This window comes from Lysobacter sp. ISL-50, from assembly GCF_018612875.1.
GTDB lineage: Bacteria > Pseudomonadota > Gammaproteobacteria > Xanthomonadales > Xanthomonadaceae > Lysobacter.
On the sequence record NZ_JAGGRI010000002.1, the window covers coordinates 140,092 to 162,648 of the forward strand.

Below are 22,557 nucleotides of genomic sequence, written 5' to 3' on the forward strand. Positions count from 1 at the left end.
TTAAGGCAGGGCTACTCAGGTCTTCTGTGTATTGCGGCAATGAGCCGGGTCTGACGCTGGGCGATCCGCCCTTGCGACCCCACAGCCAAACTTATTCCCCACCCACAAACCCGAACTGCCGCCACGCCTCGAACACCACCACCGCGACGGTGTTGGACAGATTCAGGCTGCGATTGTCCGGACGCATCGGCAGGCGCAGGCGTTGTTCGGGCGGGATCGAGTCCAGCACCTCCTGCGGCAGGCCGCGGGTTTCCGGGCCGAACAAGAAGGCGTCGCCGGCGGCGTAATGCGGGGTGTCGAAGCGGGTGCGGCTGCGCGTGCTCAGGGCGAACAGGCGCGGCGCGGCGCCCTGCGCTTCGCCGATCGCGGCCAGCGCCGCGTCCAGGCTGTCGTGCACGCGCAGGCTGGCGTACTCGTGATAGTCCAGGCCGGCGCGCTTGAGCTGCTTGTCTTCCAGGGTGAAACCCAACGGCGCGATCAGGTGCAGGCGGGCGCCGGTGTTCGCGCACAGGCGGATCACGTTGCCGGTGTTGGGCGGAATCTCGGGCTGGTAGAGGATGACGTTGAACATGCGCGCATTATGCGGCTTGGCCGCGGCGCCGGGCCCGCGCCGCGCTCCGGCCCAATGCCGGCGCCGGGGCCGCGCCTGAGCGCCAGGAACGCAAAAGCGCCCGGCTTCCCCCTGTGACCGCCGGCCCATGCCCGTCGCGGCGGCGGCGCCTAAGATGACCGCTTTGGTCCGTCCGCGGACGCCCTATCAGTCGGAGTTGTCATGTCGAAGTCCCCGTCGTCCGCCCTCGCGCCGCGCCGCGCCCGTCCGCGCGTGGCCGCGCTCGCCCTGGCCCTGGGAGTCGCGCTGGTCGGCGGGGCGATCGCACCGGCGGCGGCCGCGGCCAAGGACAACGCCAGCGTCAGCATCGCCTTCGACGAATTCACCCTGCCCAACGGTTTGCGCGTGATCGTGCACACCGACACCAAGGCGCCGATCGTCGCGGTCAACGTGTGGTACCACGTCGGCAGCAAGAACGAGCAGCCCGGCCGCACCGGCTTCGCGCATCTGTTCGAACATCTGATGTTCCAGGGCTCGGAGAACTACAAGGGCGAGTTCTTCACTCCGTTCGAACTGGTCGGCACCACCGACCAGAACGGCACCACCAACGTCGATCGCACCAATTATTTCCAGAACGTGCCGACCACCGCGCTGGACATGGCGCTGTGGATGGAATCCGACCGCATGGGCCACCTGCTCGGCGCGATCGATCAGAAGACTCTCGACGAACAGCGCGGCGTGGTCCAGAACGAGAAGCGCCAGGGCGAGAACCAGCCCTACGGCCGCCGCATCAGCGCCAGGCTCTATGAGGCGCTGTATCCGGCCGATCATCCCTACAGCTGGCAGACCATCGGCTCGATGGCCGACCTCGACGCGGCCTCGCTGGGCGACGTCAAGACCTGGTTCCGCAGCTGGTACGGCCCCAACAACGCGGTGCTGGTGCTGGCCGGCGACATCGATCTGAAGACGGCGAAGGAAAAGGTGCTGCGTTTCTTCGGCGACATTCCCGCCAGCGCGACCCTGCCCGACATGGCCACGCGCATTCCCAAGCGCGATCGCGACACGGAAGAAACCATTCCCGACCGCGTGCCGCAGGCGCGCGTGTACCGCGGCTGGCCGGTCGCCCAGTACGGCGCGGCCGACGGCGTGGACCTGCAATTGTTCGCGCAGGTGCTCGGCGGCAGCGCGGCCTCGCGCCTGGACGCGCGCCTGGTCCACGCCGACCGGATCGCCGACAGCGCCAGCGTGTCGATCAACGACGCCGAAATCAGCGGCACCCTGGTGGTCGTAGCCAACGTCAAGCAAGGCGTGGAGCCGGCGAAAGTGCGCGCGGCCATCGACGAGGAAATCAAGCGCCTGATCGCGCAGGGCCCGAGCGCGCAGGAGCTGGAACAGGCCAAGACCTCCACCCGCGCCGAGTTCGTGCGCGGGGTCGAGCGCATCGGCGGATTCGGCGGCAAGTCCGACGTGCTGGCGCGTTGCGCGGTGTTCCTGGGCAAGGCCGATTGCTATCGCGACGAACTCAAGGACCTCGACAAGGCCAGCGTCGCCAGCGTGCAGGCGGCCGGGCGCAAATGGCTGGGCGTGGGCTCGCACACCATCGTGGTGCAGCCTGGCGACAAGCCGGCTTCCTCGCTGCCGGAAACGGTGAGCGCGGCGCCGGCCAAGCAGCCGGCGCCGATTCCGGCGGCCGATCCGCGCTTCAAGACGGTGCAGTCCGATCTCGACCGCGGCCTGGGCGTGCCGCAGACACAGAGCTTCCCCGCGCTGAAGTTCCCCGCGCAGCAGACCGCGCAGCTCAGCAACGGCATGCAGGTGGTGCTGGTCGAGCGCCACGAAACCCCGATCGTGCAGTTGCAGGTGGAATTCCCCGGCGGCTTCAGCGCCGACCAGGGCCGCAAGGCCGGCACCGCCAGTTTCGCCATGGCCATGCTCGACGAAGGCGCCGGCGATTACGGCGCGCTGCAGTTGTCGGCGCGCAAGGAAGCCCTGGGCGCGGAGCTGAGCAGCAACGCCAGCCTCGACAGCGCCAGCGTCGCCTTGTCGGCGCTGACGGACAAACTCGATCCGTCGTTGGACCTGCTGTCCGACGTGATCCGCCGCCCGCGTTTCGACGCGGCCGAGATCGAACGCGTGCGCGCGCAGTGGCTGGCCGGCATCAAGCAGGAAAAAGCGCGTCCGCAGACCGCGGCGCTGCGCGTGCTGCCGCCGCTGCTGTACGGCGCGGGCCATGCCTACGCGATTCCGTTCACCGGCACCGGCACCGAAAGCTCGATCGCCGCGCTCAAGCGCGAGGATCTGCTCGCTTTCCATGGCGACTGGCTGCAGCCGCGGCGCGCGCGGGTGATCGTGGTCGGCGATACGACGCTGGCGCAGATCGTGCCGCAGCTGGAACGCCGCTTCGGCGACTGGAAGGGCGCCAGCGACGCGCCGGCGCTGCCGAATCTGGCTCAGGTCGCGCGTCCGGCCAAGCCGCGCGTGTTCCTGGTCGATCAGCCCGGCGCGATCCAGTCCAACATCTACGTCGGCGAACTGATCGCGCCGACCGGCGACGCCGGCACCATCGATTTCGATTTCGCCAACGGCGTGCTCGGCGGCGAATTCAGTTCGCGTCTGAACATGAACCTGCGCGAGGACAAGCACTGGGCCTACGGGTCCTACAGCGGCTCGGGCAACGCGCTGGGCCAGCGGCCGTGGATCGCGCAAGCGGCGGTGCAGTCGGACAAGACCGTCGAATCGCTGGGCGAGCTCAAACGCGAGATCGAAGCCTTCACCAGCGGCAGCAAGCCGGTCACCGAAACCGAAGTGGTCAAGATCCGCGCCGCCAACACCCTGAGCCTGCCGGGCGCGTACGAGACCACCGACGCGCTGATGGCGCAGGTCGGTTCGGACCTGCGTTACGGCCGTCCGAGCGATTTCATCCTCAAGTACAAGGCGCGCAACGACGCGATGACGCCGGCGCTGACCCAGGCCGCGGCCAAGGCGCTGGAGCCGAAGGCCTTGACCTGGGTGGTGGTCGGCGACCTGTCCAAGATCGAGCAGCCGGTGCGCGCGCTGGGCATCGGCGAGGTGCAGGTAATCGACAACGACGGCAAGCCGGTGCGGTGAGTGCGCCGATGGTGTGAGGTCTTCGGTTTGTCGATGACGAAAAAAGCGCGGGCCGCATCTTTGGATGCGGCCCGTCGCGTTTGCGGGGCTTTTGTTAGAGGAGATTTTGTAGGAAAGGCTTTTGTGGGAAGGGCTTCAGCCCCGATGCTTTTCGATCAGTTGAATCGAAACTCCATTCGGATCACCGCGATCCGAGCGAAGAGCATCGGGGCTGAAGCCCCTCCCACAAAAGCCCCGCCCGCATTCCTACCGCGCTCAGCCGATTCCGGCGACAATGCGCCCGGTCGAACCGAATCCTTATCCGAGGTCCTCATGCGCGCACCCGCACTTCCGTCCCTGGCCGCGACTGTCCTGGCCCTGAGCGTTTCGGCATGCACCTGGGTGAACATGGCGCCCGGCGCGCAGGCGGTGCGCGTGGTCTCCCCCGGCTCGGCGCCTTCGTGCGAGAAGCGCGGCGAAGTCGCGGTGGCGGTCAAGCACAACGTCGCCTTCTACGAGCGCAACGCGCTGCGCGTGCGCGAGGAACTGGAAACCCTGGCCCGCAACGAAGCCCCCGGCCTGCAGGCCGACACCATCCAGCCGCTGGCCGAACCCTCGCAGGGACAGCAGCGTTTTGCGGCTTATCGATGCGGTTCCGGTGCCGCTCCGGCGAGCCCTGCTGCGCAAAATCCTGCTTCCGGCAGCGCCCAGACCTACCCGATCGGCGGTTAAGCGGGTTTCCAGACGCGGCCGTACGGATTTTTCTGGGTGATTTAATCGAAGTAATCGATTGTTTTTGAAAGCATTTGTGCGCAAGGCCGTAGCCGCGGCCCCGGTTTCGACCGGACATTAGCTAATGCGCATGGTCAGGGAAGGCGCTAATCTGTCGCACTTTCTGTCCGCGAAGGGTTTGTCGCCCATGCTGTTCCAACACGTAGCCATCGCTGGCCTCGCTCACGTCGATGCCCCGCGAAAGCTGACCTCGGAGGAGATCAACGCCCGGCTCAAGCCGACGCTCGATCGCCTCGGCATCAAGGTCGATGTTCTGCAGAACGTCGCCGGCGTGCGCGAGCGTCGTTTGTGGGACGGCGAAATGAAGCCCTCCGACGCCGCCACCCTGGCCGGCGTCAAGGCGCTCGCCGATGCGGGCATCGATACCGACCGTATCGGCCTGCTGGTCAACACCTCGGTCAGCCGCGACTACCTGGAACCGTCCACGGCCAGCATCGTCGCCGGCAATCTGCGCCTGGGCGAGAACTGCCAGAACTTCGACGTCGCCAACGCCTGCCTGGCCTTCATCAACGGCATGGACATCGCCAGCCGCATGATCGAGCGCGGCGAGATCGACTACGCCCTGATCGTCGATGGCGAAACCGCGAACAAGGCCTACGAGAAGACCCTCGAACGCCTCAGCGGCGAAGGCGTCACCGAATCGCAACTGCGCGATGAGATGGCCACGCTTACCCTCGGCTCCGGCGCCGCGGCGATGGTGCTGGCGCGCTCCGAGCTCGCTCCGGGCGCTCCGCGCTACCGCGGCGGCGTGACCCGTTCGGCGACCGAGTGGAATCATCTGTGCGTGGGCGATCTGCACCACGACCGCATGATCGCCGACGGCCGCATGTTGATGATCGAAGGCCTCAAGCTCGGCCACAAGACCTTCGCCGCCGCGCGCGCCGCGCTCGGCTGGGCGGTGGAAGAGCTGGACGAATTCGTGATCCATCAGGTCAGCCGCGCGCACACCCAGGCCTTCCTCAAGGCCTTCGGCATCGACCCGAAGAAGGTCATGACCATCTTCGGCGAGCACGGCAACATCGGCCCGGCCTCGGTGCCGATCGTGTTGAGCAAGCTGCGCGAGATGGGCCGCCTGAAGAAAGGCAACCGCGTCGCGCTGCTCGGCATCGGTTCGGGCTTGAACTGCTCGATGGCCGAAGTGGTCTGGTAAAGGCTGCATGATCGGCGCGGCTTCGATGCCGCGACAATCGAAGTAACGAAGGCCCGGTGCGAAAGCATCGGGCCTTTTGCTTTCTGGGGCAGCTCTTGTGGGGTGCTTTTGTGGACTGCTCTTGTGGGAGGGGCTTCAGCCCCGATGCTTTTCTTTCCGATCGCGACAATCTCCCAAGCGGATTCGACTCATCTGATCGAAAAGCATCGGGGCTGAAGCCCCTCCCACAAGAGCCCCTATGCTTTTGCAATACGGGACCGGCCTCACGCTTGCTATAGTCGAGGCTTATCCGCGCGAGCGCCGCAACGGCCGCCGCGCCAAGGACCGATTCATCACCCGCAACGGAGTTGCCGACATGGCCCAGCCCAAAAGCCACCTCGAGATCGCCCTGGCCTCGATCCCCGTGTTCACCAACGACGGCACGCTCGACGTCGCCGAACTGCAGAAGCTGCTCGACCTCGCATTGCGCGACAAGATCGTCGATGAAGACGAAAAGCGCGTGCTCGGCAATATTTTCAAGCAGGCCGAACTCGGTCAGCTCGATGCGCAAGTGAAGCGCCGCATCGACGAAGCGCGCGCCCTGCACGGTATTGAGGCCTGAACCCGGGCGGCGGTCGCCAGACCGCCGCCATCGCCCGGCCCGCCGCGCCGCCGTCCGCAGCGGCCGGCTGGCACGCGGGCCGTGAGCCGTTCGCGCCGCAAACCCCGAGCTTTGCGGTTGCCGGGTCGGTTCCGATCCCGGTGCCGCGCCCGCCCGGGCGTCGTTGGTCCGCCGGATATGTCTGTTCAAGTCATTGAATATTAAAGAATCGACGGCGTGTCGGGCGGTTCGCCACACCGTTCGTCGGTTCTTACATGTCATGTGTTGCCAATGTCACATGTGATGAATTAACGTGAACGACATGGAACGCCGATCCTCCGCTTACTACCAGCGCCGTCATCGCGAACGACTTCGCGAGAAGGGGCTGATCAAGAAGGAGTTGTGGGTGCTGCCCGAGTTCGCGGACGAACTGGGAGCGGTGGAGAAGCGGATGCGGCAGCCGCGTGGTGCGGCGCCGGGGCGTGGACGCGTGGAGAGCAGCATGAACGACGGCAAGGTCTGGACGTCCGCCGGTCTGTACGACGCTTTGTCGCAGGCGGAGGAATTCGTTTACGGCGATTCGGTGATCGAACTGATCGACGGCGCGCAGGCCAGTCTGCATCTGGTGATGGCCGAGTACGGCGATCTGCCCTTGTTCCTGGCCGTGGTCGGCGAGCAGATCGTGGTCGAGGCGCTGCTGTGGCCGGTCTCGCACGTGCGCGACCCGGCCGCGTTCAACGAAGAAGTGCTGCGCACCCACAAGGTGATCTTTCCCTTGTCCACCATCGGCATCGAAACCCTGGCCGACGGCGAGGACGCGTACATGATGTTCGGCTCGCTCAGCGCATCCTCGTCGCTGTCCAACGTGCTGTACGAGATCGAGACCCTGGCCGACAACGTCATCAAGGCCACCGAGGCCTATGAGATGCAGCTGCTGGAGGCCGCCTGATGTCCAGGTCCGAAGGCGGCGGCAATATCTGGAGCAAGCTGCTGACCTCGCTGCGCGGCGGCGCGCAGGATCTCGGCGACGGCTGGGTGGACAGCCGCGCGCTGCGCATCCTGGACCAGGAAATCCGCGATTGCGATCTGGACCTGCGCCAGTCGCGCGAGTCGCTCGCGCATCTGCTCGCGCGCCACACCCTGGCCGAGCGCGCGCTGAGCGAGCTGGGCGACAAGGTCGGCGAATACGAAGGCTATGCGATCAAGGCGATGGAAAGCGGCGACGAGGCCCTGGCGCGTGAAGTCGCGGACAAGATCGTGCAGCTCGAATCCAACCGAAGCGACGATCAACGCCATGTCCAGGAACTGGCCGCCAGCGCCGCCGAGCTGCGCAAGTCCGTGGCGATGGCCGAAGGCAACATCCGCCGCCTCAAACAACAGCTGGACACGGTGAAAGCCACGCAGAGCGTGCAGCGCGCGCAAGCCGCGGTCGCCCAGCGCTACGCCGGCCCGCACAACAAGCTGCAGACCGCGATCGACTCATTGGCGCGGATCAAACAGAAACAGGCCGAGCGCGGCGCGCGCATGGAAGCGGCGGCCGAGCTGGCGCGCGGCGATCGCGGCGATGCGCTGGAACGTAAATTGCGCGACGCCGGGATCATGCCCGACGACGCCGGCGCCGAGGCGGTGCTGTTGAGGTTGCGACAAAAAATGCCGGACTGACCGGTTCGATGCAGGGGCCGTCAGGACGACGGCGAGCGGGGGAGGGAAGCGAATGTTGGAATTCTTCAGTACGATTTTCACGCTGCCGACGGCGTTCTACACGGTGTTGTTCGGCGTGGTCATCTGCTATTGGCTGCTGTCCGCGCTCGGGCTGGTCGGCGGCGAGATGATCGACGGCTGGATCGGCGGCGATCTGCACGGCCATGGCCACGGCCTGGGCGATCACACCCTCGCCGACGGCGCCCATCAACATCACGAAGGCGTGTTCGATCCGCTGATGCGCCTGGGCCTGGGCGGCATTCCGATCACCGTCGTGCTCAGCACGCTGGTCGGCGTGTCCTGGGGCCTGACCTACCTGGCCGACGTGTACCTGCTGAACCTGCTGCCGACCGCGCTGCTGCGCATCGCCGGCGGCGCGGTGGTCATTGTCGTCGCCTTCGCCCTGGCCATTCCGGTGGCGGCCTTCGTGCTGCGCCCGGTGCGCAAGCTGCTGCGCAAGATGCAGCCCGGCCCGCCGCGGCCGATCCTGGGCCAGACCGCGGTGATCCGCTCGCCGGTCAACCGCGTCACCGGCACCGCCAGCGTCGAAGACGGCGGCGCGGGGCTGATCCTGCAGATCCGCGAAGACGATCCGCAACGCTTCAAGCGCGGCGACCGCGTCGTGCTCATCGAATACATCGAAGACCAGAACGCTTACCGCGTGGTCAGCGAAGACGAATTCCGCGGCGCCTGACGCCTCACGGCGACATTGCGTCCTTACCGTTACGGCCGCCGCGTCCGTAACACAAGTAGTCGAGTCATAGGGAGATGCAAATGGGTACTGCAATCATGGTGCTGACGCTGATCGGCGTCGCCGTGCTGATCGTGTTCGTGATGTTGCTGATGTTCAAGGCCTTCTACATCAAGGTCCCGCAGGGCACGGCCCTGATCGTCAACGACATGTCCGCCACGCCGAAGGTGCACTTCACCGGCGCGCTGGTGTATCCGGTGATCTACAAGAAGGAGTTCATGCAGATCTCCTTGATCACCCTGGAAGTGGATCGCCGCGCCAAGGACGGACTGATCTGCAAGGACAACATGCGCGCCGACATCACCGTCGCGTTCTACCTGCGCGTCAACGAGACCCAGCAGGATGTGCTCAAGGTCGCCAAGGCGATCGGCGTGGACCGCGCTTCGGACCGCACCGCGGTCAACGAGCTGTTCAACGCGAAGTTCTCCGAGGCGCTCAAGACCGTCGGCAAGCAGATCGAGTTCGTCAAGCTGTTCGAGAACCGGCAGGAATTCCGCGACCGCATCATCGAGGTGATCGGCAACGATCTCAACGGCTATGTGCTCGAAGACGTCGCCATCGACTACCTGGAGCAGACGCCGAAGTCGTCGCTGGACCCGACCAACATCCTCGACGCCGAAGGCATCCGCAAGATCACCGAGCTGACCGCGGCGCAGAACGTCATCACCAACGAGCTCGAACGCAACGAGCAGCTGGCGATCACCAAGAAGAACGTCGAGACCCGCGAAGCCATGCTCGCGCTCGAGCGCCAGCAGGCCGACGCCGAGGCGCGGCAGAAGCGCGAGATCCAGACCATCCAGGCGCGCGAGCAGGCCGAGACCGCCAAGGTGCAGGAAGAAGAGCGGCTGAAGTCGGAGAACGCGCGCATTTCGGTGCAGGAGCAGCTCGACATCCGCGAGCAGAACCGCCAGCGCGAGGTCGAAGTCGCGCAGCAGAACCGCCAGCGCGCGGTGGTGATCGAGGTCGAGAAGGTCACCCGCGCCAAGGATCTGGAAATCGTCGCGCGCGAACGCGAGGTCGAGCTCAACCGGATCGAGAAGGAAAAAGCGCTGGAAGAACAGCGCAAGGAAATCGCCAACGTGATCCGCGACCGCATCGCGGTCGAGAAGACCGTGGCCCAGGAAGAAGAGCGGATCAAGGAAGTGCGCCAGGTGTCGGAGGCCGACCGCGCCAAGCAGGTGATGGTGCTGCACGCCCAGGCCAAGGCCGAGGAAGAGCTGGTGCGTCAGGTCAAGCAGGCCGAGGCCGACGAGACCGCGTCCCGGCACAAGGCGGTGGAAATCACCACCCTGGCCCAGGCCGAGCTGGAATCGGCCGGCAAGCAGTCCGAAGCCAAGAAGAAGATGGCCGAAGGCATCGAGGCCGAGCGCGCGGCGCCGGGCCTGGCCGATGCGCGGGTGCGCGAAATCACCGCCGCGGCGATCGAGAAGGAAGGCATGGCCAAGGCGCGCGTGGTCGCCGAGACCATGGGCGCGGAAGCCAAGGGCGATCAGGAAAAGGGCATGGCGCAGGCGCGGGTGATGGAAGCGCAGGCCGACGCCAAGCAGAAGCTGGGCCTGTCCGACGCCAAGGTGCTGGAAGAGAACCTGTTCGCGCAGGCGCGCGGCGAAGAACAGCTCGGCGCGGCCAAGGCCAAGGCCAACCGCGACCTGGGCTTGTCCGAGGCCGAGGTGCTGCTGCAGAAGTTCAAGTCCGAGGCCGAGGGCCTGTCGCAGAAGTTCGGCGCGCTCGATTCGCTCAGCGATCAGGCCCGCGCCCACGAAGAATTCCGCATGCAACTGGAAAAGAACTTCGAGCAGGCCATCGCCGGCATCGCCGCCAACAAGGACATCGCCAAGGAACAGTCCGACGTGCTGGCCGCGGCGCTCAGCAAGGCCAACATCGACATCGTCGGCGGCGAAGGCGCGTTCTTCGACTCCTTCGCCAAGGCCCTGTCGGTGGGCAAGGCGATCGAAGGCGTCGCCGGCAAGAGCCCGATCGTGCAGGACGTGCTGCAGCGGCTGCTGGCCAAGGCCGACGGCAAGAGCGACAGCAAGGCCGCGGGCGAGACCACGCTCGACTCCTGAGCGCGCGCCTGACCAGGGAATGCGCCGCCGCGCGGCGGCGCATCGGATTGACGTCCGTGGCGCGCATGTCGCGCCGCGGGCAGGACCGGTAGGACGAACCACTGATGGCGCAGACCAACCCGACCGCGGCCGCGGGCGAGATTTCCAACGACAGCGCGAAGGCGGCCCATGCCGCGGTCGACCAGGCCGTGGCCCAGGGCGGCGCCTATGAAGTGCTGAGCAAGCGCCTGGCCGAGCAGGGCCTGCGCTTGCGCGGCATCGCCGACGGCTTGAACAAGCAGCGCTTGAGCGAGTTCGGCGGCAGCCAGATGGAAGTCATCGGGCGGTTTCGCATCCGCACCGAGAACAACTGCGTCGCGCGCGACATCGTGCAGGTCGGCGAGCACCTGGTGTTCGGTTACAACGTGTTCCTGGGCCTGAAGAAGGAAACCACGGTCGCGGACGTATTCTCCCTGTACAAGCTGGTGCAGGGGCCGGAGGGCTTTGATGTCACGCCGGTCGATCTCAAGGGCAGCTTCCTCGGCATCGACAGCTTCGTGCAGGATTTCCGCGAGCTGTACGCGTACTACAAGCACACCCGGCTGATCCAGTTGATCGTGCGCGACAGCAAGCTGCTGGCGGCGTTCCAGATCGGCGAACGCATCACCGACCTGCGCGTGTTCCGCTGGTCGGTCTCACCCGACGGCGAGGTGCGCTACATCGACAACCGCGGTGAGCGCGACATCGCGCTGCCGGCGCCGTTCGATTTCGAATGGACCCGCGCCACCCGCGAGATGGTGGTCAACGGCCGCCATCCGCATCTGAACATTCTCGACAGCGTGTTCGTGGAGACGGTCAACGGCGATCTCACCGTCAAGATCGAGAACAACACCGAGGACGGCCAGGGCATCTACCGCGAGCCGGTGGCGGACAAGACCCAATCGCTGGACGACGCGCAGGTCGATTTCGCCAAGGTCGGCAGCCTGATCCTGCTCAAGATCCTGCCTTACCGCGAAGAGCAATGGCGCTATCTGGTGTTCAACACCCTGACCGGCAAGGTGCTGCGCCTGGACGCGATCGGCCTGGCCTGCATCCAGTTGCCGGAAGACCACGGCATCATCTTTCCGGGCGGCTATTACCTGCAAAACGGCGAACACAAGAGCTTCGACCAGTCGATGGACGGCATGCGCTACAAGCGCAGCATCCGTTCGCCCAACGGCGAGGACGTGCTCTACCTGTTCTACGAGCCCGAGCAGGGCCGCACCGCGATGTTCACCTACAACATGATCGAGCGGCGCCTGCAGACGCCGATCTTCGGTCACGGCTACGCGCGCCTGGAAGACGGGCGCATGGTGATCTTCGCCAGCGAAAGCGACGAGCCGACCCGCGTGCACCCCATGCAGGTCTGGCAGACGCCCTACGCCAGCGACGAATACGCCGCGCGCCAGCCGGCCGGCAACACCTTCATGGGCAAGATCGGCAACGCCGAACTGGTGCGCGGGGTGTCCGAGCTGATCAGCCTGAGCCGCGAGATCGACGCCACCGAGGTGTCGGCGCAGCGCTACGGCCTGCTCGCGCAGAACACGCGGCGCCTGTTCGATGCTCACCATTGGTTGTCGGACCCGAATTGCGGCGATGTCGCGCCGCTGCTGCGCGAGATCGCCGCCACCGCCGAGTCGGTGCTGGACGAATACGAGAAAGTCGAAGGCATCCGCAGCCAGTCCGACCGCGCCATGCGCGAGGCCCAGAGCAAGCAGAAAACCCTGCTCGACAGCCTGCAGCCGGAGAACTGGGAAAAAGTCCAGGAATTCGTCGACGCGCTCAACGGCCTGACCGCGCAGCGCGGGCATCTGCTGACGATTCGCGAATACCGCTACATCGATGTCGGCGCGATCGACGCGATGGAGAAGGCGCTGGTCGTCGAGCACGAGCGCATCGGCGCGGCCACCGGCGCCTTCCTCGCCGGCGACAAGGCGCTGGCGCCGCTGGCCGAGCGATTGCAGGCGCTGGACGCGCAGGCGCAGCAGGCGAACACGGTGTCGCAACTGGCCGAACCGCTGGCGCAGATGCAGGCCATGTCCGGCGACCTGGACATGCTCTCGGCGTTGATGGCGACGCTGAAGGTCGAGGACGCGACCCAGCGCACCCGCATCGTCGAATCGATCTCGCAGATCTACGCCAGGCTCAATCAGGCCAAGGCGCGCGCCGATCAGCGTCGCAAGAGCCTGGGTTCGGCCGAATCGGTGGCCCAGTTCGGCGCGCAGTTCACCTTGTTCGGGCAGAGCATCGCCAGCGCGCTGTCGCTGGCGCAGGACCCGGAGAAGGCCGACGAACAACTCTCGCGGCTGATGGTGCAGTTGGAGGAACTGGAGAGCCAGTTCGGCGAGCACGAAGCCTTCCTCGGCGACATCCTGTCCAAGCGCGAAGAGCTGCTGGAAACCTTCGAAGCGCACAAGCAGACCCTGCTCGACGATCGCCAGCGCAAGGCGCAGGCGGTCATGGACGCGGCCACGCGCATTCTCGAAGGGCTGGGCCGGCGCACCGCGCGCTTCGCCAGCGCGGACGAGCTGAACGCCTTCTTCGCCGGCGACGCGCTGATCCTCAAGCTGCGCGAGCTGGCCGAGCGCCTGCGCGCGCTCAAGGACAGCGTCAAGGCCGACGACGTCGAAGCGCGCCTGAAGGGCGCGCGCGATCAGGCGGTGCGCGCGCTGCGCGACCGCAGCGAGCTGTTCGAGGCCGGCGGCGATGTGATCAAGCTCGGCCCGCGCCATCGCTTCAGCGTCAACACGCAGGAACTCGACCTGACCCTGCTGCCGCGCGGGGAAACGCTCAACCTGCATCTGACCGGCACGGATTTCTTCGAGCCGCTGGACAACCCCGACCTGGACGCCGCGCGCGCCTACTGGGGCGTGTCGATGGATTCCGAATCGCCGCAGCTCTCGCGCGGCGAGTATCTGGCCGGGCTGGTGATCGAAGCCGCGCTGGCCAATCGCGACGGCCTGAGCATGGACCTGCTGCGGCAACAGCTGGCGCAGCCCGAGGCGTTGGCGCGCAGCGTGCGCGATTTCGCCGCGCCGCGTTACCGCGAAGGCTACGAGAAGGGCATCCACGATCACGATGCCACGTTGATCCTGCAGGCCTTGCTGCCGCTGCGCGACAGCGCCGGCAGTCTCGCCTTCGAACCGGCCGCGCGGGCCTGGGCGGCGCTGTTCTGGTCGCAGGCCGGCGAACAGGGCGAGGCGGTGCAGTGGCCCGAACGCGCGCGCACCGCGGCCGACATCGAGCGCCTGTTCGGCAGCGCCGCCGGACTGGAAGCGCTGCGCGGCGAAGTCGCCGCGGCGATGAACGCCTATGCGCAGGCGCACAGCCTGCCGATCGATCCGGCGCTGACGCCGCGCGCGGCCGAGTACCTGGTGCTGGAGCTGTCGGCCGAGCGTCCGCAGTTCGTGTTCAGCAAATACGCGCAGCAGTTGTTGAACGCGCTGCGCGAGAAGCTGACCGCCGCGCGCATGTGGGACGGCTTCGCCCAGACCCTGGACGCACTGCGCGAGCGCCCGGCGGCGCGCTGGGCGCTGGCGATGAACTGGATCGAAGCGATGGCGCGCAGCCCGGAGCTGGCGCCGATCGCCGCTTACGCCGCCGAGGCCGCGACCTTGTTGCTGCTCGACGGCGAGTTCGCGAAGAAGGTCACCGAAACCGAACTCAGCGCGAGCGTGCAGGGGCTGCTCGGCGAGCACCCGCGGGTCAAGGAGGGACGGATGACGCTGGCGATCGACGACTGGTCGGCGCGCCTGCGTCACCATCGCGAGCACTTCGTGCCCGGCTTCCAGCGCTATCAGGCCCTGCGCCAGCAGATCGTCGGGCGCGAGCGCCATGCGCTGCGCCTGGACGAATTCAAGCCGCGTCCGCTGAGCTCGTTCGTGCGCAACAAGCTGATCAACGACGTCTACCTGTCGGTGATCGGCGACAACCTCGCCAAGCAGATGGGCACGGTCGGCGAGAGCAAGCGCAGCGATCTGATGGGCCTGCTGATGATGATCTCGCCGCCGGGCTACGGCAAAACCACGCTGATGGAGTACGTGGCGCACCGGCTGGGCCTGATCTTCATGAAGATCAACGGCCCCGCGCTCGGCCATGAGGTGCGTTCGCTCGATCCGGCCCAGGCGCCGGACGCGACCTCGCGCCAGGAGCTGGAGAAACTCAATCTGGCCCTGGAAATGGGCAACAACGTGATGCTGTACGTCGACGACATCCAGCACACCCATCCCGAATTCCTGCAGAAGTTCATCTCCTTGTGCGACGGCACCCGCCGCATCGAGGGCGTGTGGAAGGGCCGCACGCGCACTTACGACATGCGCGGCAAGAAGTTCTGCGTGGTCATGGCCGGCAACCCGTACACCGAGTCGGGCGAGGTGTTCAAGATTCCGGACATGCTCGCCAACCGCGCCGACATCTACAACCTCGGCGACGTGCTCGGCGGCATGGAGGCCTCGTTCCTGCTGAGCTACATCGAGAACAGCCTGACCTCGAATCCGGTGCTGGCGCCGCTGGCCACGCGCGAGATGGCCGATCTGTACCGCTTCGTGGACAAGGCCGAAGGCCGCGCGTTCTCGGCCAACGAACTGCGCCACGCCTACAGCGGCGCGGAAATCAACGAGATCGTCGCCACCCTGGAGCGGCTGATCAAGGTCCGCGACGTGGTCTACAAGGTCAACCAGCAGTACATCGCCAGCGCCGCACAGGCGCAGAGCTATCGCACCGAGCCGCCGTTCAAGCTGCAGGGCAGCTATCGCAACATGAACAAGCTGGCCGAGAAGATTTCGCCGGTGATGAACGAGGCCGAGCTGCAACAGCTGATCGGCGATCACTACCTGGGCGAGGCGCAGTTGCTGACTTCCGGCGCGGAAGAGAATCTGCTCAAGCTCGGCGAACTGCGCGGCGTGCTGGATGCCGGGCAGGACGCGCGCTGGGTCCAGATCAAGCGCGATTTCCTGCGCAACAAGGCGATGGGCGCGGGCGAGGCCGATGTCGGCGGACGCGTGGTGGCGCAACTCAACGATCTGGTCGAGAGCGTGCGCGCGCTCGACAGCGCCGCCAGCCGCGCGCCGGCCGCGCCGCCGCCGGTGGAGAATCCGGCGCCGTGGGCGGAGATCGTGGCGCTGCTCGAACGCGTGGCGAAGACGCAGGCCAAGCCGCAAGCAGCCGCGCCGGTGGCGACGCCGGCGCCGGACTTCGGCGCTTTGTTGAGTCAGTTGGGGCCGGCCTTGCAGCAGGCGTTCGATCCCCTGGTCGATCGCCTGCACGACAACTCCGAGCGCCAGACCCGGATCAACGAGGCACTGGTGGAGTTGTTCAAGCATCTGGGCGAGCGCGAAATCGCCGATGCGCCGACGCGCGCGGCGATGACCGAGCAGCAGCGCGAACTGCAGCGCGCGCTCAACGATTTCGCCGACCGGCTCAACGGCCGCGTGCAACGCTGACGGGGCGGGCGATGGATTTCGGACAACTCGATCAGAAACTGCGCGACAGCCTTGCCGACTACGCGTTGGACAACGAAGAAAAATTCGAGCTGCGCGAGCTGGGCGGCAGTATCGGCGGCGATCGCGTGCGCTATCTGCGCAACCGCGCCTTCGACATGGCCCGTGAGCTGATGCTGGTCGAGCCGCTGCATACGATGGATGCGCTGCGTTGGCTGGAGCAGGTGGTCAAGACCCTGGACGTGGTCGCGGCCGCGCCGGCGGTGGTGTCCAGCGCCTACTTCGCTCCCGGCGACGCCTGCCTGCGCAAGTTGCGCGAGCTGTGCCGAACGGCCAGGCGCAGCGTCGCGATCTGCGTCTACACGATTTCCGACGATCGGCTGAGCGAAGAGATCCTCGCCTGCCACAAGCGCGGGATCGAGGTGCGGGTGATCAGCGACAACGACAAGAAGTTCGACGAAGGCAGCGATGTGCTGCGCCTGCGCGAACTCGGCGTGGCGGTGCGGATCGACGACAGCCCGTTCCACATGCACCACAAGTTCGCCTTGTTCGACGGGCGGGTACTGGCCAACGGCAGTTTCAACTGGACCCGCAGCGCGACCACCAGCAACGAGGAAAACCTCGTGGTCACCGACGATGCGAATCTGGTGCGGTGTTTTTCCGGGCAGTTCGAGGAACTGTGGGAGAAGTTCGCGCCGGGGGCGAACGCGGCGCGGTAAGGAGCGCTTTTGTAGGAGGGGGCGCTCTTGTGGGAGGGATTGCTCTTGTGGGAGGGGCTGCTCTTGTGGGAGGGGCTGCTCTTGTGGGAGGGGCTTTAGCCCCGATGCTTTTGGCTCAGATCACTGAGCATTCACAGGTTGCTGCTCTCCTCCGCAGCATCGCGGCGATTTGAGCGGAAAGCATCGGCGCTAAAGCCCCTCCCACAAGAGCGCTCCTCCCATAAAAGCACCTCTTTCCCTGCAAGCCCCGATCAATCCCCGCCACGGCTACGCCGCCGGCGACTCACGCCGCCGCTTTCCGCCAACTCATCCTTCACCGTCTGCGTATCCTGCCCCAGCACCGGCGCCGCGAACGGCGCGGGCCCGGGCGTGCGACCGAACTTGATCGACTGCGCGACTCCGCGATACGGCCCCACCTGCGGGTGATCGATCACGCCGACGATGCCTTCGGCCACGACCTGCGGATGTTCGAACATGTCCTCGATCCGCCGCGCCGCCGCGCACGGCACCTCATCGCCGAACAAGGCCTCCCACTGCATCGCCGTGCGCGCCGCCAGCGCTTCGTGCAGGCGCGGCACGATCTCGGCCGCGGCCTGAGCGCGCTTGCGCACGCTGTCGTAGCGCGGATCGTCGGCCAGTTCGCTCAGGCCGGTCTTCTCGCACAGGCTCTTCCAGAACCGCGCGGTGTTGGCGGAAATGTAGATGTGGCCGTCGCGGGTCGGATGGATGCCGGTGACGCCGCCGGAGCGCATGTCGCGGCCGATGTCCAGGCTCTCGCCCTCGGCCCAGATCATCCGCGCCGATTGCATGGTCAAGGCGGCGCGCAGCAGCGACACGCCGACGAACTGGCCCAGGCCGCTGCGTTCGCGTTCGAACAAGGCCGACGACACGCCGGCGGCGAGCAGGGCCGCGGCGTAGTAATCGACCACCGAGCCGTAGATGATTTCCGGCGGACCGCCGCGCGGGCCTTGCAGCGCGCACATGCCGGTCATGGTCTGCAGTACCTGGTCGTAACCGGCCTTGTCCTTCATCGGCCCGGTTTCGCCGTAGCCGGTGACCGCGCAATAGATCAGGCGCGGATTGATCAGCTGCAGGCGTTCGAAATCGATGCCCAGCCGCTGCGGCACGTTGGGACGGAAGTTGTGCACTAGCACGTCGGCCTCGCGCACCAGGCGCAGCAGCACGGCGTGGTCGGCGGCCTGCTTGAGATCCAGCACGATGCCGCGCTTGCTGCGATTGACGCCGATGAAGGCGCGGCTCTCGCTGGCCAGGGTGGACGGATACTGGCGCAGGTTGTCGCCGTCGGGCGGTTCGATCTTGATCACGTCCGCGCCCTGGTCGGCGAGCAGGGTGCAACCGAACGGGCCGGCGATGTACGCGCTCAGATCGAGCACGCGGATGCCGGCGAGCGGGCCTTGCGTGGCGTCGCCGCGATGTGCGCCGGCGAAGTCGGGAGCGTTGGAATCCATGCGGTGCGTCATTCCGGAAGCGGGTGCCTGCGGCGATTCAACTCTGCGCCGGCCGGGCGCGGATAAACAGGCAGGGGGCATATGTTCTGCCGCCACAAATTCTTGCTTGGCGCGTGTGCAACGGGTGCGAAATCATGTCTCGTCGGCCGTCGCGTCCGCCGTCAGCGGCGACAGCGACATCCAGGTCAGGCGCCAGGCGCCATCGACGCGGCCGCCGGCGCAGTAATACGGCTGAAACACCAGCGGCGCGCGGTAACCCGGGCTCAGCTCGATGCGCGGCAGCGCATGCCCGGCGTCGGGCGGCGACCAGCGCAGCCACTGCGCGGGCGGTGCCTGCGGCAGGCGCAGGGTTTCCTCCGTCTTGAAGCCGTCGATCAAGTCGCTGGCGTAGACCAGCGGGCCGCAGGTCACGGCGAGGTATTCGTGATGCAGCACCTCCTGCGCGACCGCGCTGCCGTCGGGCGCGCGCGATTCCTGCACATTGCGGTTGACCGCGACATGGGTGCGCGGCGTCATCGGCAATTGCAGGGCGATTTCGTCGCCCGGGCGCCACAGCCGCCGCAGGGTGCAGTAATCGCCGGCGATGACGGCGTCATCATCGACGGCCGCGCCGTTGACCGTGACGCGAGCGCCCTGCGCCCATGACGGAATCCGCAGCTTCAGCGCGAACTCGGCTTCGCGCTGCGGCTCGACGTGCAAACGGATGTCGCCGGTGAACGGATACTGCGTGCGTTGATCGATGGCGACGCGGCCCGCCGCCGCCAGGACGATCCGCGCCGAGCCTTCGCCATAGATATTGACCGCGAGGGTGTCGGAATCGGCGCGCACATAGGCCACGCCCGGCAATTCCTCCAGCGCCATCGCGCCGCTGGATTTGCAGCAGCGCCAGTAGGTGGTGTGCACGCGGCGTCCGTTCGGAAAGACGTAGTAACACCAGTCCTCGCCGTTGGGCGCCTGCGCGCCGAGCAGATCGTTGTAGGCCGAGCGTTCGATCTCTTCCGCGTAGATCGCCTGCCCAGTGATCGCCAGCAGCTCGCGATTGAGTTGAATCCACGCCAGCGTCGAGCAGGTTTCGACATAGCCTTGCGGACTGAACACGCCGGCCGGATTGAAGGCTTCGCGCGAACGGTGGGCGACGCCGCCCCAGGGCCCGCCGCACAGCGTGAGGTGATGATCGCGGATGCTGCGCCACACCGATTCGACCGCGGTCAGATAGTCGGCGTGGCCGCTGACCCGGTACAGCTTGGCCAGGCCGACCAGATTCCACGCCAGCTGATAGGCCTTGCCGGTCGCGATCCAGGCCGCGTCCACGCCGGCCAGCGCGCGCGTGAGCAAGGCCAGCGGCGGATGCGCATCGGCCTGGCCGAGCACGGTCAGGGCCAGATCCAGATAGCTGCGATCGCCGCAGGCCACATACAACTCCACCGCCGGGTCCAGCAGCACCGTCGCCGACATGCCGTGATGGTTGCCCAGTTCGGTGATGTCGATACCGCCCGCGCTCAAGGTGCGCAGGCACAGATCGCCGATCTTGCGCGCGGCACCGAGATAACGCGGCTGCGGAAAATGCCGGTGCACTTCCAGCAGGCCCAGAATCAGATAGGCGTGGGTCCAGATGTCCCAGGTGCGCACGCTCGGCGCGCCGTCCCAACTCAGCGGCGCCGGCGCCTGCTTGCGCATGAAGCGGCGGTCGGGCGCGTAGGTGCCCAGATAACCGTCGGCCTCTTGCGTGGAGACCAGGAAATCCGCGACGCGGTGCACGCGCGCGCGCAAGTCCGCGTCGCCGCTGCGCGCGGCGGCCTTGGCCGCGGCGACCAGCCACTTGCCGGCGTGTTCGCCGTACCAGTCGCCTTCCAGATTCTGCGCGCGCCGCGCCGGCGCGAAGATCGCGATCGCCGGGCTGGTTTCATCGACGATGAAATGCGACAGGCGGCCGGCGCGATTGGCGTCCAGCGCGTCGCCGAGCAGGCCGCGCAGATGGATGCCGGCCGGATCGATCGCGGGATGGAAATCGTCGCGTGTCATCGTTCAACTCGCATCGGCGGCGCAGCGAAAGCCGATGCAGCCCGAGCGGTCCTTGCCGGGCGCCATCAGCAGCAGCTTGCCGTGCTGATCCAGGCGATAGGCCTGCGGGAAATACCAGTGCGAGGTCTGCGGCTGGTAGGAACTGCCGCCGCGCAGGATCGCCGCGCGGGTGTGTTCGTCGTGGTATTCGTCGGTCCATTGCCAGACGTTGCCGATCAGATCGAGCACGCCGAACCCGCTGGCGCCGGCCGGATGCGCATCGACTTCGTCGGGCGCGCGCAGGCGGCGGCCGCGATTCGGCGCGGGCACGGCGTCGTCGCGCCAATCGTTGCCCCATGGATAGAGGCGGCCGTCGCCGCCCTGCGCGGCGTACTGCCATTCCCACTCGCGCGGCAGGCGTTTGCCGGCCCACTGGGCGTAAGCGCGCGCGTCTTCGATCGACACCCAGGTCACAGGACGGCGCTCCCAGCCTGGACGCGGCGCGCCGTCGGTCCAGTCGCGCAGATAATTATGCGCATCGCGCGGCCGATAGCCGCTGGCCTGGACGAAGCGCAGATACTCGGCGTTGGTGACCGGCGTGCGGTCGATGAAATAGCGCGGCAGTCGCATGCGCTTGCGATGGTTGCGGCGCGCGTTGTCTTCCCACGGGTATTGCACGTCCACGCCGTCCCAGGTCTGGCCTTCGATCTGCACGCCGCCGACCTTGAAGTCGAATTCGCCGGCCGGGATGTCGATCATGCCCGGCGGCGCGGACGCGACCGCGGCGACCGGCTCGATCGGCAGCAGGCGTTGCTGCAGCGAGCGCCACTGCGCCGAGTAGCGGTGCAATGGCGTCGCCGCGCGTTCGCGCATGCGCGCCAGGAACGCGTCCAGGTCCGGATGTTCGGCGCCGGCCGCCAGCGCCAGCAGCGCGCCGAAGCCGCGGCCTTCCACGGCGAACTCCAGCACCGCGCGGGCGCCGTCGATGCGCGGTGTCAGCGCCTCGCCGTTCCACAGATCGTAGTAACGCGCGCCGTCGAGATGATCGACCGCGATCTGCTCGCCGGCGATCTCGTACTCATGGCGATTGACCACGGTCCACACCGTCGCGCCGCGGTGCGGGAAGCGGCTGGCGAACACGCCGGCCTGCAGGGTGCGCGCATACGGCCGCCAATCGGGGCTGACCATGTTCGGCGCGAACTCGCGTTCGATCATGGCGATGCGGCGCAGGCTTTCGGCGTCGCGGTCGGTGAGCTGGTTCCACAGGCCCCAGATGTTTTCCCAGGCGTTGTAGCCCACGCCGTTGAAGAAGATGTATTGCAGATCGTGGTTGCGGTCGCGGCCCCAGCGGTTCTCGTAATTGATCATGTGCCGCGATTCGAGCCACTTGAACTTGGCCACCGGCGGAATGACCTCGTTCGGCGCCTTCTTGCCCCAGCTCTGCACGTTCCAGATCAGCGCTTCCTCGGCGCTGATCGTGGACTCGGGTTGCAGCACCACCGGATGGCCGAGCTGGTCGCAGGCATCGAAGAACGCGCGCGGCACGCCGTTGTAGGTGTCGCCGTTGACGCCGTCGGCGCCGACCGCCGCGACCAGTTCGGCCACGCACTGCCAATCCGGGCGGCCGCTGTCGCGCGTGCCCTGGTCCCAGGGCATGGTCGGCAGGAACACGCGCACGCCGCGGCGATGGAAATCCGCGATCGCGCCGCGAAGACCGTCGAGGCCGCCGGGCAGGTCGGCGGCCAGATCGAACTGATTGCGATCGTCCACGCCGATGTTCGGATACACATGCCAGATCAGCACGCTGTCGATGCCGCCGTAGCGGCGCTGCAGATCGTCGAGATAGCGATCCACGGTGTAGCGGCCTTCGACCGGATCGTAGAAATAGCGATCCTCGGCCATCATCTGGGAGTGGACGAAATTACGCTGCGCCCACTGCAGTTCGGGACGGCGGTAGTGAGCGTCGTCGTAGCCGATGCGGATCAAGTGCTCGCGGCGCCAGTCCTTGAGCTCGGCGATCCAGTCGTCGAGGGTCGCGTCCACCTCCATCTTCCAGTGCCCGATCTCGGCGAACGGCCAGCCCGGCGCCTTGCCCGGCAGCGGCAGATAGCGCTGGGTGGTGACGTGCGAGAACTTGTATTCGTGGCGCACGCGCGGGCGTTCGTCTTCGGGGGCGGCGTCGGCGGCGGGATCGTAGTGGGGCATGGGCGACTCGGATTCGCGAAACTTTCGGAA

13 protein-coding genes and 1 pseudogene are annotated in these 22,557 nt (G+C 66.8%); 10 read left to right on the forward strand and 4 right to left on the reverse strand.

Translation table 11 applies throughout. The features are described 5' to 3' along the window. Positions 1–91: 91 nt before the first annotated feature. Positions 92–571, reverse strand: coding sequence for a tRNA (cytidine(34)-2'-O)-methyltransferase (locus tag J7J50_RS01145; protein WP_215057589.1), 480 nt, complete (start codon positions 569–571; stop codon positions 92–94). A gap of 201 nt (positions 572–772) precedes the next feature. Between J7J50_RS01145 and J7J50_RS01150 the strand changes: the two genes are divergently transcribed. The 10 genes and pseudogenes from J7J50_RS01150 to J7J50_RS01195 all read left to right on the forward strand — a co-directional run bounded on the left by J7J50_RS01150 (position 773) and on the right by J7J50_RS01195 (position 16,852). Further along, entirely contained in the window at positions 773–3,658 is a 2,886-nt protein-coding gene (locus J7J50_RS01150; protein WP_215057588.1) for a pitrilysin family protein, read from the forward strand. A 312-nt stretch (positions 3,659–3,970) separates the two neighbouring features. Then, positions 3,971–4,288, forward strand: a pseudogene (locus tag J7J50_RS01155) (DUF4156 domain-containing protein); the annotation flags it as partial. A 268-nt stretch (positions 4,289–4,556) separates the two neighbouring features. After that, the gene (locus J7J50_RS01160; RefSeq protein ID WP_057945198.1) at positions 4,557–5,579 is read left to right on the forward strand and encodes a 3-oxoacyl-ACP synthase III; all 1,023 of its coding nucleotides are present in this window, start codon (positions 4,557–4,559) and stop codon (positions 5,577–5,579) included. A 355-nt stretch (positions 5,580–5,934) separates the two neighbouring features. Further along, on the forward strand, positions 5,935–6,180 hold the full coding sequence (locus J7J50_RS01165) for a hypothetical protein (protein WP_215057586.1): 246 nt from the start codon (positions 5,935–5,937) through the stop codon (positions 6,178–6,180). Between the two features lie 301 nt (positions 6,181–6,481). After that, the gene (locus tag J7J50_RS01170; protein WP_215057585.1) at positions 6,482–7,108 is read left to right on the forward strand and encodes a DUF2170 family protein; all 627 of its coding nucleotides are present in this window, start codon (positions 6,482–6,484) and stop codon (positions 7,106–7,108) included. Then, positions 7,108–7,821 (forward strand): PspA/IM30 family protein, encoded by a 714-nt coding sequence (locus tag J7J50_RS01175; protein ID WP_215057584.1) that lies wholly within the window; start codon positions 7,108–7,110, stop codon positions 7,819–7,821. The genes J7J50_RS01170 and J7J50_RS01175 overlap by 1 nt, the downstream gene beginning before the upstream one ends. Before the next feature lie 52 nt (positions 7,822–7,873). After that, complete coding sequence (locus tag J7J50_RS01180) at positions 7,874–8,554, forward strand: hypothetical protein (RefSeq protein WP_215057583.1); 681 nt, start codon at positions 7,874–7,876, stop codon at positions 8,552–8,554. A gap of 80 nt (positions 8,555–8,634) precedes the next feature. Next, positions 8,635–10,677 (forward strand): flotillin family protein, encoded by a 2,043-nt coding sequence (locus tag J7J50_RS01185; protein WP_215057582.1) that lies wholly within the window; start codon positions 8,635–8,637, stop codon positions 10,675–10,677. A gap of 104 nt (positions 10,678–10,781) precedes the next feature. Next, positions 10,782–16,136 (forward strand): DNA repair ATPase, encoded by a 5,355-nt coding sequence (locus J7J50_RS01190; RefSeq protein ID WP_215057581.1) that lies wholly within the window; start codon positions 10,782–10,784, stop codon positions 16,134–16,136. An 11-nt stretch (positions 16,137–16,147) separates the two neighbouring features. Then, positions 16,148–16,852: a phospholipase D-like domain-containing protein gene (locus J7J50_RS01195; protein WP_215057580.1), complete on the forward strand. Its 705-nt coding sequence runs from the start codon at positions 16,148–16,150 to the stop codon at positions 16,850–16,852. A 251-nt stretch (positions 16,853–17,103) separates the two neighbouring features. Here the strand turns inward: J7J50_RS01195 and J7J50_RS01200 are convergent, their stop codons facing one another. From J7J50_RS01200 to J7J50_RS01210, 3 genes are all read right to left on the reverse strand, one after another. Next, the gene (locus J7J50_RS01200; protein ID WP_215057579.1) at positions 17,104–18,321 is read right to left on the reverse strand and encodes a CoA transferase; all 1,218 of its coding nucleotides are present in this window, start codon (positions 18,319–18,321) and stop codon (positions 17,104–17,106) included. A 132-nt stretch (positions 18,322–18,453) separates the two neighbouring features. Beyond that, positions 18,454–20,343, reverse strand: coding sequence for a beta-L-arabinofuranosidase domain-containing protein (locus tag J7J50_RS01205; protein ID WP_251044378.1), 1,890 nt, complete (start codon positions 20,341–20,343; stop codon positions 18,454–18,456). Between the two features lie 3 nt (positions 20,344–20,346). Next, complete coding sequence (locus J7J50_RS01210; protein WP_215057578.1) at positions 20,347–22,527, reverse strand: formylglycine-generating enzyme family protein; 2,181 nt, start codon at positions 22,525–22,527, stop codon at positions 20,347–20,349. Positions 22,528–22,557: the final 30 nt, after the last annotated feature.

Coding starts and splice junctions, on each gene's coding strand:
- J7J50_RS01205 (WP_251044378.1), bottom strand. CDS start 20,343: ATGACACGCGACGATTTCCATCCCGCGATCGATCCGGCCGGCATCCAT.
- J7J50_RS01195 (WP_215057580.1), top strand. CDS start 16,148: ATGGATTTCGGACAACTCGATCAGAAACTGCGCGACAGCCTTGCCGAC.
- J7J50_RS01150 (WP_215057588.1), top strand. CDS start 773: ATGTCGAAGTCCCCGTCGTCCGCCCTCGCGCCGCGCCGCGCCCGTCCG.
- J7J50_RS01180 (WP_215057583.1), top strand. CDS start 7,874: ATGTTGGAATTCTTCAGTACGATTTTCACGCTGCCGACGGCGTTCTAC.
- J7J50_RS01200 (WP_215057579.1), bottom strand. CDS start 18,321: ATGGATTCCAACGCTCCCGACTTCGCCGGCGCACATCGCGGCGACGCC.
- J7J50_RS01210 (WP_215057578.1), bottom strand. CDS start 22,527: ATGCCCCACTACGATCCCGCCGCCGACGCCGCCCCCGAAGACGAACGC.
- J7J50_RS01185 (WP_215057582.1), top strand. CDS start 8,635: ATGGGTACTGCAATCATGGTGCTGACGCTGATCGGCGTCGCCGTGCTG.
- J7J50_RS01190 (WP_215057581.1), top strand. CDS start 10,782: ATGGCGCAGACCAACCCGACCGCGGCCGCGGGCGAGATTTCCAACGAC.
- J7J50_RS01175 (WP_215057584.1), top strand. CDS start 7,108: ATGTCCAGGTCCGAAGGCGGCGGCAATATCTGGAGCAAGCTGCTGACC.
- J7J50_RS01145 (WP_215057589.1), bottom strand. CDS start 571: ATGTTCAACGTCATCCTCTACCAGCCCGAGATTCCGCCCAACACCGGC.
- J7J50_RS01170 (WP_215057585.1), top strand. CDS start 6,482: ATGGAACGCCGATCCTCCGCTTACTACCAGCGCCGTCATCGCGAACGA.
- J7J50_RS01165 (WP_215057586.1), top strand. CDS start 5,935: ATGGCCCAGCCCAAAAGCCACCTCGAGATCGCCCTGGCCTCGATCCCC.
- J7J50_RS01160 (WP_057945198.1), top strand. CDS start 4,557: ATGCTGTTCCAACACGTAGCCATCGCTGGCCTCGCTCACGTCGATGCC.